The organism is Neisseria sp. HMSC065C04, assembly GCF_001815375.1.
In the GTDB taxonomy this organism is placed as follows: Bacteria; Pseudomonadota; Gammaproteobacteria; order Burkholderiales; family Neisseriaceae; genus Neisseria; species Neisseria flavescens_D.
In genome coordinates, this window is the sequence record NZ_KV820393.1 from 53,560 (window position 1) to 65,760 (window position 12,201).

The 12,201-nt window shown below is 50.3% G+C and carries 11 protein-coding genes; 9 read left to right on the forward strand and 2 right to left on the reverse strand.

What is annotated here, in order from left to right:
* Positions 1–50: 50 nt before the first annotated feature.
* Positions 51–383 carry a hypothetical protein gene (locus tag HMPREF3022_RS02290; RefSeq protein WP_049331022.1) on the forward strand — a complete coding sequence of 111 codons (333 nt, stop codon included), beginning with the start codon at positions 51–53 and terminating at the stop codon, positions 381–383.
* Positions 384–434: 51 nt separating this feature from the next.
* Here the strand turns inward: HMPREF3022_RS02290 and HMPREF3022_RS02295 are convergent, their stop codons facing one another.
* On the reverse strand, positions 435–1,169 hold the full coding sequence (locus HMPREF3022_RS02295) for an epoxyqueuosine reductase QueH (RefSeq protein WP_049331023.1): 735 nt from the start codon (positions 1,167–1,169) through the stop codon (positions 435–437).
* Between the two features lie 100 nt (positions 1,170–1,269).
* The gene (locus tag HMPREF3022_RS02300) at positions 1,270–2,727 is read right to left on the reverse strand and encodes a patatin-like phospholipase family protein (protein ID WP_070765073.1); all 1,458 of its coding nucleotides are present in this window, start codon (positions 2,725–2,727) and stop codon (positions 1,270–1,272) included.
* Positions 2,728–2,866: 139 nt separating this feature from the next.
* On the opposite strand from HMPREF3022_RS02300, the gene recO reads away from it, so the two are divergent.
* The 8 genes from recO (at position 2,867) to acnD (ending at position 12,147) form a co-directional block, all read left to right on the forward strand.
* Positions 2,867–3,610 (forward strand): DNA repair protein RecO, encoded by a 744-nt coding sequence (gene recO / locus HMPREF3022_RS02305; protein ID WP_049331026.1) that lies wholly within the window; start codon positions 2,867–2,869, stop codon positions 3,608–3,610.
* Between the two features lie 70 nt (positions 3,611–3,680).
* Entirely contained in the window at positions 3,681–4,409 is a 729-nt protein-coding gene (gene pdxJ / locus HMPREF3022_RS02310) for a pyridoxine 5'-phosphate synthase (RefSeq protein WP_049331028.1), read from the forward strand.
* 88 nt (positions 4,410–4,497) lie between these two features.
* Positions 4,498–4,875, forward strand: coding sequence for a holo-ACP synthase (acpS, locus tag HMPREF3022_RS02315; RefSeq protein ID WP_070588493.1), 378 nt, complete (start codon positions 4,498–4,500; stop codon positions 4,873–4,875).
* 156 nt (positions 4,876–5,031) lie between these two features.
* Positions 5,032–5,835, forward strand: coding sequence for an NUDIX domain-containing protein (locus tag HMPREF3022_RS02320; RefSeq protein ID WP_283119031.1), 804 nt, complete (start codon positions 5,032–5,034; stop codon positions 5,833–5,835).
* Between the two features lies 1 nt (position 5,836).
* On the forward strand, positions 5,837–6,259 hold the full coding sequence (locus HMPREF3022_RS02325; protein ID WP_070765075.1) for a hypothetical protein: 423 nt from the start codon (positions 5,837–5,839) through the stop codon (positions 6,257–6,259).
* 764 nt (positions 6,260–7,023) lie between these two features.
* Complete coding sequence (prpB, locus tag HMPREF3022_RS02330; RefSeq protein ID WP_070765076.1) at positions 7,024–7,899, forward strand: methylisocitrate lyase; 876 nt, start codon at positions 7,024–7,026, stop codon at positions 7,897–7,899.
* An 86-nt stretch (positions 7,900–7,985) separates the two neighbouring features.
* Positions 7,986–9,140 carry a bifunctional 2-methylcitrate synthase/citrate synthase gene (gene prpC, locus HMPREF3022_RS02335; protein WP_070765077.1) on the forward strand — a complete coding sequence of 385 codons (1,155 nt, stop codon included), beginning with the start codon at positions 7,986–7,988 and terminating at the stop codon, positions 9,138–9,140.
* 400 nt (positions 9,141–9,540) lie between these two features.
* Positions 9,541–12,147: a Fe/S-dependent 2-methylisocitrate dehydratase AcnD gene (gene acnD / locus HMPREF3022_RS02345; protein ID WP_070765079.1), complete on the forward strand. Its 2,607-nt coding sequence runs from the start codon at positions 9,541–9,543 to the stop codon at positions 12,145–12,147.
* The last annotated feature ends 54 nt before the right edge of the window (positions 12,148–12,201 follow it).

Consider the following 12,201-nt stretch of genomic DNA (forward strand, 5'->3'; position numbering starts at 1 on the left):
CGGTGCCCTGGCGAAACATACTAATGGAAAAACTATTTAGGAGGCGAATCATGTTAATGTTGAAAAATTTAGGTTCCGCACTGGCGGCGGTTGCCGTATTAAGCTTGGGCACTTACTCTGCCGAAGCGGCGGCCAAACCGCATGGCCATCATGTGAGCAAACACCAGCAGGCGAAGAAAAACAAATTGCATCCTGCCTGTAAGAGATACCTTGAGCGCCGTGCCGCTTGGTATCGCTACAAAGGCAACAAGGCCGAGTTGAGGGAAAACCATAAAGCGGCAAAAGCGTTCCGCGGTTTGCCTTATGCCGAGCAAAAAATTCAATGCCAAGCCGCTTATCAGGCATTTGATGATTTTGATCACGGCAAATTCCGCCGCCGTTAATCGGCTGATTTGAATAAAGGCCGTCTGAATGTTTCAGACAGCCTTTAATTTTTATTTCTCAACGATGATTTTGTTTTCGGCTTGAGGCTCGTATTGGGTGGATTCATCGCCGTAATACAACACGCCCAGCTTGATGGGGATGCGGCCTTGTGATTTGCGGTGGGCATTGGAGTCGCGCAGGGAATAGGCGCAACCGCAGTATTCTTGTTGGTAGAAATGTTCGCGTTTGCTGATTTCAATCATGCGTGCGCTGCCGCCGCCTTTGCGCCAGTTGAAATCCCAATAAACCAGGTCATCGTAAGGCTCAGCAGCGCGATGGCCGCAGCCGTTGATCTGTTTCATGTCTTTCCAGCGTGAAATGCCCAGTGAGCTGGTGAATACATGGAAGCCGTTTTCATGGGCGTATTGGGCTGCTTTTTCAAAACGCATATCGAAACACATGGTGCAACGGATACCGCGTTCGGGTTCAAATTCCATGCCTTTGGCTTTGGCAAACCATTCTTTGCGGTCGTTTTCGTAGTCGTCGTCTTTGTCGATGAAGGGAATGCCGAATTTATCCGCAAAGCGCATGTTTTCTTCTTTGCGCAGCATATATTCTTTGTGCGGATGGATATTGGGGTTGTAAAAATAAATGGTGTAGTCGATGCCGCTGGCAAGCAGGGCTTCCATTACTTCGCCGCTGCACGGGGCGCAGCAGGAATGCAGCAGGACTTTTTTATGGCCGCCGGGCGGAACGAGGATGGGGCGGTCGATATCGGTAACGATAGGCTTGTTTTTTTCGGTCATGGTTGTATACTGTTTTTGATATTTTGTTTCAGACGGCCTTTATCTCTGAGGCCGTCTGAAGGGGTTGAGATCTATTTTTCTATTTTAACAGAGCAATACTTTATGGAACAGATTGTTTCTGTGTTTCTTTTTCGTTTAACGGTTTGAAATCTTTAGCGTCCGGCGGCGGTTCGGCAAAGATGGCGTCGGGATTGTGGTGTGCTGCAAATTCTGTCAGCAGGTTGCGGTAGTCCAACGATTGCTTCATCAGTTCGGCAGCGGCGGTACGCAGGTTGTCCACATCTTCCGGCGGCAGATAAAAACTGGTCGGAATGTTCAATACTTTTTCCCTTAACTCGGAAGGAGGGAGGTCTTTGAGGTTGAGGCTGACGAAGGAGAAACTGATGCCGTCAGTCTGTTTGTCTTTATTCCACTGATCGACGAAGGCGCGGAAACGGCGCAGGGATTCTTGCGAGTTTTGGTCGATGGGGATATTGACGATGGAGGAGACGACGTCGCGGAAACCGGGAACGGCCGCGGTTTTGTCCAAATTGCTGCTGACTTGGTTTTGCGCATTGACGTTGATGACAACGATATGGCGGATGTTGTTTTGCAGGATTTTGTTTGTCAGGATTTTTTCCGGATACATTTCCGTCATATCCAAAAGGCTGCGCATGCCCAGATTGTCAGTCAGGCCGCCGTCTATCAGGTGGATGTAGGGTCGGTTTTTCCCGTCTGCGTATTTTTGGAAGCGCTCGTAAAATTCTTTTATGGTGCGGCTTTGTTGTCTGCCTGTTTCGCTATCTTCTGCATCTTCGATTTTAATCGGCGGCGTGTAGTTGCAGCGTCCGCCGTTGTTGTTTAGGGTAATCGGTGCAAAGACCATGGGGACGGAGCTGGATGCGGCGACGGCGCGGGCGATGCGGAGGTTGCCCAGGTCGATACACATCGGATCAAAGTATTCCTGCGTGAAGTTGAAGCGTTCGCCTATGCCCATATCGGTGGCGGAAATGATGGCAAACGGGCCTTTGCCGTGTTTTTCCAAATCGCGGAAAGTGGCTTTGCCGAAAAGATAGTTTTCAAACTGCTCCTGCAACAAATCTCCGCGTCCGTATTCAGGCGAGGCCAGTCGGGGCAGGTTGGACATGGAAAAGGCTTGTTTGATGACTTGGCGTTGGAAGTTTTGGTGTAGGAAACGTTTATAAAACAAGGGAATGGTTTCTTCGCCCTTGAGTGCAAAATAAGCTGCCAAAACCGAGCCGCCAGATACGCCAACAACGACATCGACGTTGGCCAGCAAGGATTTTCTTTTGCCGCCGATGGTTACCTGCTGCTGGTTGAGCTGTTCTAAAACGCCGTAACCCAACGCCGCCGCACGTGTTCCTCCGCCTGAAAACATGACGACAATTAAGGTATCGTCATCGTCTTCCCGCTGGAGTTTGCTGGTTTCAAAGCGGTAGCCTTGCTTCAAATCGACTGCATCAATACCAGCAACGGGTTGGTATTTCACCAAGGAGCAGGCGGGTAACAGGGCGAGAGAAAGTATGGAAAGCGTGGATTTGAGCTGGAATTTCGGCATAAAGTCAACAAAATCGGAAAATTATTGAAAACGGATTATAAAGGTTTTCAGGCGTTGTTCACAGAAGCAGGCCTTTCAGACGGCCTTTTGTGTCGATTTTCCGTTATAATCGACACAATCTTTATCTTTCCAAACCCTTATGGCGCAACCGAACCGCATCAACCACGAACCTATCTTTCTGCTTGCCTCCGCCCCGTGGCGCGAGAGCAGCTTGTGGGTGGAGACTTTCAGCCGCCGTTATGGGCGGGTGGCTTTGTTGGCTAGAAGCGCGCGTAAACGACAGAGCGAATTGCGCGGCGTGTTGGTGCCGTTTGTGCCGGTGAGCGCGTCTTGGTATGGCTCGCAAGAGTTGAAGACCCTGCATCGCGCCGAATGGATAGGCGGTTGGCCGCAGCCGCAGGGCAGAGCTTTGTTCAGCGGATTGTATGTGAACGAGCTGATGCTGAAGTTGACCGTCCGCGAAGATCCGTTGCCCGAGCTTTACGATGTTTTGGCGGAAACCATGAAAACCATTTGTTGCGAGGCCAACCACATTGCCGCTTTGCGCCGTTTTGAATGGACGCTACTGACACGCTTGGGCTTTGCCCCCGATTTGTTCCATGATGGCAACGGCAATGAAATCAACGGCGAAGAAACTTATTGGCTCACACCGGAAGAAGCTGTGGTGCCCCTGGCCGAGGCCGACAGTTTTCACGCGATCAATAAGGGCGTTGCCGTATTGGGTGCAACTTTAATCGATTTAAGGGAAGGCAGTTTTGTTCATCAGGAAAGTCTGGGGCAGGCTTTGAAAGTAACGCGGCTTTTGATTGACAACCTTCTACCCGAGGGCATCAAGTCTCGGCAGGTTTTGCAGCAGTTGCAGCAGTTTGGCTTGGGCAGTTGAATTTTTTTCAGACGGCCTTTGATAGGTAATGGCTCAGGCCGTCTGAAACCTTAAAGAAAGGACATTAATTATGTTGTTAGGCGTAAACATCGACCATATCGCCACCATCCGCAATGCGCGCGGTACGATTTATCCCAGCCCTGTCGAGGCGGCGCTGATTGCGGAAACCCACGGCGCAGATTTGATTACCATGCACTTGCGTGAAGACCGCCGCCATATTAAAGATGCTGACGTGTTCGCCGTTAAAAACGCCATCCGCACGCGTCTGAATTTGGAAATGGCGCTGACGGAAGAAATGCTGGAAAACGCGCTCAACGTCATGCCGGAAGATGTGTGCCTCGTGCCTGAAAAACGTCAAGAAGTAACTACCGAAGGCGGTTTGGACGTATTGGCGCAACAGGATAAAGTGGCTGAGTTCACCAAAATTTTGACCGACGCAGGTATCCGCGTGTCCTTGTTTATCGATGCCGACAACGCGCAAATCCAGGCCGCTTATGATGTCGGCGCGCCCGTTATCGAGTTGCATACCGGTGCGTATGCCGATGCACACGGCCACGCCGAGCAGATGAAACAATTCGAGCGCATTCAAAACGGTGCGCATTACGCCAGCGATTTGGGCTTGATCGTCAACGCCGGACACGGCCTGACCATTCACAACGTAACGCCGATTGCTCAAATTCTCGCCATCCGCGAGTTGAACATCGGTCATTCGCTGATTTCCCAAGCACTCTTCCTTGGCCTGCCTGAAGCGGTCCGCCAAATGAAGGAAGTCATGTTCAGAGCCAGAATGCTGCCTTAACGGCATCAGCCATACAGGCTAAAGCGGTTTGCTTTGGCCGGTATCCACACTTTCAGACGGCCTGACTATTTAAATAAGGAGCAGACCCATGATTTACGGAATAGGTACAGACATTGTTTCCCTCAAACGTATTATCCGTTTGAACAAAAAATTCGGACTGGCATTTGCGCAACGCATTCTCAGCCCGGAAGAGCTGTTGGAGTTTCCACAGGCAGGCAAACCGGTCAACTATCTTGCCAAACGCTTTGCCGCCAAAGAAGCTTTTGCCAAAGCCGTCGGTACGGGCATACGCGGCGTAGTCTCTTTCCGCAATATCGGTGTCGGACATGACGCATTGGGCAAACCTGAGTTGTTTTTTGCACCGGTTTTGAGCAAATGGCTGGAAGAACAGGGTATCCGAAGCTGCCATCTCAGTATGAGCGATGAAGAAGATACCGTTATGGCTTTTGTCATTGCGGAAAAATAAGGCCGGATTTAAGTATTCTGAAATAGAGCATCCTTTTCAGACGGCCTGAAGGGTTAGGTATTTGTTGAAAGTCGGGCGCATAGGCCCGACATCGTTTTTTTTTACGCATAAATCGGCAGGTGTCGCCGCCTGCCGCATATTAAGAATAATCTCATGATGACTGAAGACACACGTCCCTTGGTGCAAGTGGTTGCCGGAATTTTGCTCGACCAAAACGGCCGCTACCTGCTCAGTTCCCGCCCGGAGGGCAAGCCGTATGCCGGCTATTGGGAATTTGCCGGCGGCAAGGTGGAAGCCGGCGAAAGCGATTTTCAAGCTTTGCAACGCGAATTTGAAGAAGAACTCGGCATCCGTATCCTTGCCGCTACGCCGTGGCTGACCAAAGTCCATTCCTACGAACACGCACATGTACGCCTGCATTTTTTATGGGTAGAAGCCGACCAATGGACAGGCGAAATTCAATCGAGGGAAGGGCAGAAATGGGCATGGCAAAAGGCAGGGGATTTTACCGTTGCGCCGATGTTGCCTGCCAATAGCGCATTGTTACGCTCACTATCTATTCCGCGCCAGCTTCAAGGCCGTCTGAAAAGCGGCTTGAGCGGTCAAAACAACATGGGCGAATATCATGTTGTGCCATATATGTTGACTCAGTATCAAAGCGCATCTGCCGTATTGTTGGAATTTGCCGATTGGCAGCAAGGCAAACCTATAGAAGCGCTCAGTGTGTGGCCAATCATTGAAAATGCCGAACAATGGCGGCAGGTGCAAAATGCGGATGCCGTTGTTTGGAAAGTGGCTGATGAAGCGGCCACCGGGCAAGTTGCCGATATTTTGGCGCAAGGCGTGGCGATGCCGCTGATTGTGGCAGCTCCGGAAAGTCTGGTTTCCATTTATCGCGAACAGTGGCAGAGCATGGGTGCGCATGCCGTTTTGACCGATAATGACATTGAGGCCGTCTGAAATGAGTAAAAATCAAAAGCTTTTGATTGCCGCTGTTTTACTGATTGTGTTTGCGGCGGCCAAACTTCTGCTCTTGGATTGGTGGCAGCAACAGCAATCAAAAACAAAAGTAGTCGAATGTAATTTAACACAAGGCTGCGTCCTGCCTGACGGTTCAAAAGTGCGTGCGACATCCATCAATACGCACGAGCCGTTTGATATCGTGATAGAGAATGTTCCGCAAAATACGGGCGCGGTCAGTATCAGTTTCAGTATGAAAAACATGGACATGGGCTTCAACCGCTATAACCTGACTAAACAATCTCCGCGAAGCTGGCAGGCTTTGCAAATCCGCTTGCCATTTTGTGTCGAGGGCCGCCATGATTACACTGCCGATATTACCGTCGGCAAACAGACTTTTCAGACGGCATTTAGCGCGAATTAGCCATCCGGAGAAGGCCGTCTGAACGGCCATAGGCTAAAAAAATCTAATTTTTTTGATAACGTATTTAAAAATTCCTTATAAATGAATCAATTATAAATTATTTTTTGATGGATTGTTTACAATCATTCTGACTATAAACCAAAAATACAAAACGGACAGAAGCCAGGCTACATCAGGGTTTGATGTGGCAGGGACTGTCCGTTTTTTATGTTTGTTGCTAAAGAATCATTTATTAGTAACTGAATTTTTTATAAAATTTTTGAAAAAAGTGTTTGACAAGTCCGATTTTATTTTTTAAATTTGTTTCCATAAATAAAAAACTACATCGCACTACAAAGGAACATCATCATGAATCTGTATCAAACCACTCTCTCTTGTTATAGATTTTCTCCCCTCTCCGCCGATCCCGTCGTCGTCTGCTTATTGCCAGTCGCGGCGGTCTGAAGGCTCTCAACCCGAATCTAGTTTCCGCATTCCCACAAACACTTCGGGTTTTAAAACTTCTTTCCCCTGTTGCATTCATATACTGATTAATAATATTTAAAAAACAAATACCTCCGCTTCAGCCTTATTGTATTCAATAGTTTTGATAACTATTTGTTTTTATTAATTTTAAATTTTTAGATGGTTGATAATGGAAATTTTACAGGCCGTCTGAAAACAGTTTTTGAAACGATTGTTTCTTTTTAAACGGTTCGTTTCTGGTTTGGAGAAAACCGAGCCGTCCGATTGATACTGATAAAAGTCTATAAAGGAGAAATATGATGAGCCAACACTCTGCCGGAGCGCGTTTCCGTCAAGCCGTGAAAGAATCGAATCCTCTTGCCGTCGTCGGTTGCGTCAATGCTTATTTTGCGCGATTGGCCACCCAAAGCGGTTTCAAGGCGATTTATCTGTCCGGCGGCGGCGTGGCAGCCTGCTCTTGCGGTATCCCTGATTTGGGCATTACCACAATGGAAGATGTGCTGATCGACGCGCGACGCATTACGGATAACGTGGATACGCCTTTGCTGGTGGACATCGATGTGGGTTGGGGCGGAGCGTTCAATATCGCTCGTACGATTCGCAACTTTGAACGCGCCGGTGTTGCAGCGGTTCACATCGAAGATCAGGTAGCGCAAAAACGCTGCGGCCACCGTCCGAACAAAGCCATTGTTTCTAAAGATGAAATGGTCGACCGTATCAAAGCTGCCGTCGATGCGCGCGTGGATGAGAACTTCGTGATTATGGCGCGTACCGATGCGCTGGCGGTGGAAGGTTTGGATGCCGCCATCGAACGCGCCCAAGCTTGCGTGGAAGCCGGTGCGGACATGATTTTCCCTGAAGCCATGACCGATTTGAACATGTACCGCCAATTTGCGGACGCGGTGAAAGTCCCTGTATTGGCCAACATTACCGAGTTTGGTGCTACACCGCTTTATACCCAAAGCGAGCTGGCTGAAAACGGCGTGTCGCTGGTGCTGTATCCGCTGTCATCATTCCGCGCCGCAAGCAAAGCCGCTTTGAATGTTTATGAAGCGATTATGCGCGATGGCACTCAGGCGGCGGTGGTTGACAGTATGCAAACCCGTGCCGAGCTGTACGAGTATCTGAACTATCATGCCTTCGAGCAAAAACTGGATAAATTGTTTCAAAAATGATTTACCGCTTTCAGACGACCTTTCAGCAAATCCGCATCGGCCGTCTGAAAAAATAAAACCCCATAAAAATACAAAGGAGAAATACCATGACTGCAACTACGCAAACCCCGACTTTCAAACCTAAAAAATCCGTTGCGCTTTCCGGCGTTGCGGCCGGTAATACCGAATTGTGTACCGTTGGCCGTACCGGCAACGATTTGAGCTATCGCGGTTACGACATCTTGGATTTGGCACAAAAATGCGAGTTTGAAGAAGTCGCCCACCTGCTGATTCACGGCCATCTGCCCAATAAATTCGAGCTGGCCGCTTATAAAACCAAGCTCAAATCCATGCGCGGCCTGCCTATCCGTGTGATTAAAGTTTTGGAAAGCCTGCCTGCACATACCCATCCGATGGACGTGATGCGTACCGGCGTATCCATGCTGGGCTGCGTTCATCCTGAACGTGAAAGCCATCCGGAAAGCGAAGCGCGCGACATCGCCGACAAACTGATCGCCAGCCTCGGCAGCATCTTGTTGTATTGGTATCAATATTCGCACAACGGCAAACGCATTGAAGTTGAAAGCGACGAAGACACCATCGGCGGCCATTTCCTGCACCTGTTGCACGGCAAACGTCCAAGCGAATCACACATTAAAGCCATGCACGTTTCACTGATTCTGTATGCGGAGCATGAGTTCAACGCCTCCACCTTCACCGCCCGCGTGATTGCCGGTACGGGTTCGGATATGTATTCCTGTATCACCGGTGCAATCGGCGCGTTGAAAGGTCCGAAACACGGTGGTGCGAACGAGGTGGCTTACGATATTCAAAAACGCTACCGCAATGCCGACGAAGCCGAAGCCGACATCCGCGAACGCATCGGTCGCAAAGAAATCGTGATCGGTTTCGGTCATCCGGTGTACACCATTTCCGACCCTCGCAACGTTGTCATTAAAGAAGTGGCACGCGGTTTGAGCAAAGAAACCGGCGATATGCGCCTCTTTGACATTGCCGAACGCTTGGAGAGCGTGATGTGGGAAGAGAAAAAAATGTTCCCGAATCTAGACTGGTTCTCCGCCGTTTCCTACCAAAAATTGGGCGTACCGACCGCTATGTTCACACCGCTGTTCGTGATTTCCCGTACAACCGGTTGGAGCGCACACGTTCTCGAGCAACGCAAAGACGGCAAAATCATCCGTCCGAGCGCAAACTACACAGGCCCTGAAGATTTGGCATTCGTGGAGATTGAAAACCGCTGATACACATCACAGCAGGGTGGGCCGCCTGCCCGCCCCATCTCGAAATGCCGTTTGAAAACAATGAATAAATTAAGTTTTCGTTTTTCGACGGCCTAGTGCAGTATGCGAGAGAGAGAGCCGGCCGTTTGGAAAACATGCTGCTCTGCTGTCGTCATTCCCATACAGGCAGAAATTCAAAAGTTGAAATGTTCTGCTATAAAGAGTGCTGAAAGATTTAGTTTGGATTTCCGTCTATACGGGAATGATGGTAGCGGAGCAGCAATTTTTTTTCATACCGCGAATAGATTTCAGACAACAAGCAATAAAACAGAATTTATGGTTTCAGACGGCCTGAAGGTCCGAATCAACAGGCCGTCTGAAACTCCAAAACCAAAAAAAGAATAGATTTAGGAGAACCGACATGACTGCCAACCAACGTTACCGCAAAGCTTTGCCCGGTACGGATTTGGAATATTACGACGCGCGTCAGGCGTGTGAAGACATCAAACCAGGCTCTTACGACAAGCTGCCTTATACAAGCCGCATCTTGGCTGAGAACTTGGTCAACCGCGCAGACAAAGTCGACCTGCCTACGCTGCAAAGCTGGCTGGGCCAGCTGATTGAGGGAAAACAGGAAATCGACTTCCCTTGGTATCCGGCGCGCGTGGTGTGTCACGATATTCTGGGTCAGACAGCGTTGGTGGATTTGGCAGGCCTGCGCGATGCGATTGCCGAAAAAGGCGGCGATCCTTCCAAAGTGAATCCTGTGGTGCAAACCCAGCTCATCGTCGACCACTCTTTGGCCGTTGAATGCGGCGGTTACGATCCCGATGCCTTCCGCAAAAACCGCGAAATCGAAGACAGACGTAACGAAGACCGTTTCCACTTCATCAACTGGACAAAAACCGCCTTTGAAAATGTGGACGTGATTCCGGCGGGCAACGGCATTATGCACCAAATCAACTTGGAAAAAATGTCTCCGGTTGTCCAAGTCAAAAACGGCGTGGCATTCCCTGATACCTGCGTCGGTACTGACTCACATACGCCGCACGTCGATTCATTGGGCGTGATTTCCGTAGGCGTGGGCGGTTTGGAAGCCGAAACCGTAATGTTGGGTCGTGCCTCCATGATGCGTCTGCCTGATATCGTCGGCGTTGATCTGACCGGAAAACGCCAGCCGGGCATTACTGCCACCGATATCGTGTTGGCACTGACTGAATTCTTGCGTAAAGAGCGCGTGGTTGGCGCATTTGTCGAATTCTTCGGCGAGGGCGCAAGAAGCCTGTCTATCGGCGACCGTGCCACCATTTCCAACATGACCCCTGAGTTCGGCGCGACTGCCGCGATGTTCGCTATTGATGAGCAAACCATTGATTATTTGAAACTGACTGGTCGCGACGACGCGCAAGTGAAATTGGTGGAAACCTACGCCAAAACCGCAGGCTTGTGGGCAGATGCCTTGAAAACCGCCGTTTATCCTCGCGTATTGAAATTTGATTTGAGCAGCGTAACGCGCAACATGGCAGGCCCAAGTAACCCGCATGCCCGTTTTGCGACCGCCGATTTGGCCAGCAAAGGCTTGGCTAAACCTTACGAAGAGCCTTCAGACGGCCAAATGCCTGACGGTGCAGTGGTTATTGCCGCAATTACTTCATGTACCAATACTTCCAATCCGCGCAACGTTGTCGCCGCCGCGCTGTTGGCACGCAATGCCAACCGTCTTGGCTTGAAACGCAAACCTTGGGTGAAATCTTCATTTGCCCCGGGTTCAAAAGTAGCCGAAATCTATTTGAAAGAAGCAGGCCTGTTGCCTGAAATGGAAAAACTCGGCTTCGGTATCGTTGCCTTCGCATGTACCACCTGTAACGGCATGAGCGGCGCGCTGGATCCGAAAATCCAAAAAGAAATCATTGACCGCGATTTGTACGCTACCGCCGTACTGTCCGGCAACCGCAACTTTGACGGCCGTATCCATCCGTATGCGAAACAAGCTTTCCTCGCTTCGCCTCCGTTGGTCGTTGCCTACGCGCTGGCAGGCAGCATCCGTTTCGATATTGAAAACGACGTACTCGGTGTTGCAGACGGCCGCGAAATCCGCCTGAAAGACATCTGGCCTACCGACGAAGAAATCGATGCCATCGTTGCCGAATATGTGAAACCGCAACAATTCCGCGACGTTTATATTCCAATGTTCGACACCGGCACAGCACAAAAAGCACCAAGCCCGTTGTACGACTGGCGTCCAATGTCCACCTATATCCGCCGCCCGCCTTACTGGGAAGGCGCATTGGCAGGGGAACGCACATTGAGCGGTATGCGTCCGCTGGCGATTTTGCCCGACAACATCACCACCGACCATCTCTCACCGTCCAATGCGATTTTGTCCAGCAGTGCCGCAGGCGAATATTTGGCAAAAATGGGTTTGCCTGAAGAAGACTTCAACTCTTACGCAACCCACCGCGGCGACCACTTGACCGCCCAACGCGCAACCTTCGCCAATCCGAAACTGTTTAACGAAATGGTGAGAAACGAAGACGGCAGCGTACGCCAAGGTTCGCTGGCACGCGTTGAACCTGAAGGTCAAGTGATGCGTATGTGGGAAGCCATCGAAACCTATATGAACCGTAAACAACCGCTCATCATCATTGCCGGCGCGGACTACGGTCAAGGCTCAAGCCGCGACTGGGCTGCAAAAGGCGTACGCCTAGCCGGCGTGGAAGCGATTGTTGCCGAAGGCTTCGAGCGTATCCACCGCACCAACTTGATCGGTATGGGCGTGTTGCCGCTGCAGTTCAAACCGGGTACCAACCGCCACACCCTGCAACTGGACGGTACGGAAACCTACGACGTTGTCGGCGAACGCACGCCGCGCTGCGACCTGACACTCGTGATTCACCGTAAAAACGGCGAAACTGTCGAAGTTCCGGTTACCTGCCGCCTCGATACCGCAGAAGAAGTGTTGGTATATGAAGCCGGTGGCGTATTGCAACGTTTCGCACAAGACTTTTTAGAAGGAAATGCAGCGTAAGTCAAAATACCCAGGCTACGCTCAAAAAGGTTTTCAGACGGCCTCGAATGTTTG

Bases quoted from the DNA above. Each gene is read 5' to 3' on its own strand.
- prpC (WP_070765077.1), top strand. From the start codon at position 7,986: ATGACTGCAACTACGCAAACCCCGACTTTCAAACCTAAAAAATCCGTT.
- HMPREF3022_RS02320 (WP_283119031.1), top strand. From the start codon at position 5,032: ATGACTGAAGACACACGTCCCTTGGTGCAAGTGGTTGCCGGAATTTTG.
- HMPREF3022_RS02325 (WP_070765075.1), top strand. From the start codon at position 5,837: ATGAGTAAAAATCAAAAGCTTTTGATTGCCGCTGTTTTACTGATTGTG.
- pdxJ (WP_049331028.1), top strand. From the start codon at position 3,681: ATGTTGTTAGGCGTAAACATCGACCATATCGCCACCATCCGCAATGCG.
- acpS (WP_070588493.1), top strand. From the start codon at position 4,498: ATGATTTACGGAATAGGTACAGACATTGTTTCCCTCAAACGTATTATC.
- HMPREF3022_RS02300 (WP_070765073.1), bottom strand. From the start codon at position 2,727: ATGCCGAAATTCCAGCTCAAATCCACGCTTTCCATACTTTCTCTCGCC.
- recO (WP_049331026.1), top strand. From the start codon at position 2,867: ATGGCGCAACCGAACCGCATCAACCACGAACCTATCTTTCTGCTTGCC.
- HMPREF3022_RS02290 (WP_049331022.1), top strand. From the start codon at position 51: ATGTTAATGTTGAAAAATTTAGGTTCCGCACTGGCGGCGGTTGCCGTA.
- acnD (WP_070765079.1), top strand. From the start codon at position 9,541: ATGACTGCCAACCAACGTTACCGCAAAGCTTTGCCCGGTACGGATTTG.
- HMPREF3022_RS02295 (WP_049331023.1), bottom strand. From the start codon at position 1,169: ATGACCGAAAAAAACAAGCCTATCGTTACCGATATCGACCGCCCCATC.
- prpB (WP_070765076.1), top strand. From the start codon at position 7,024: ATGAGCCAACACTCTGCCGGAGCGCGTTTCCGTCAAGCCGTGAAAGAA.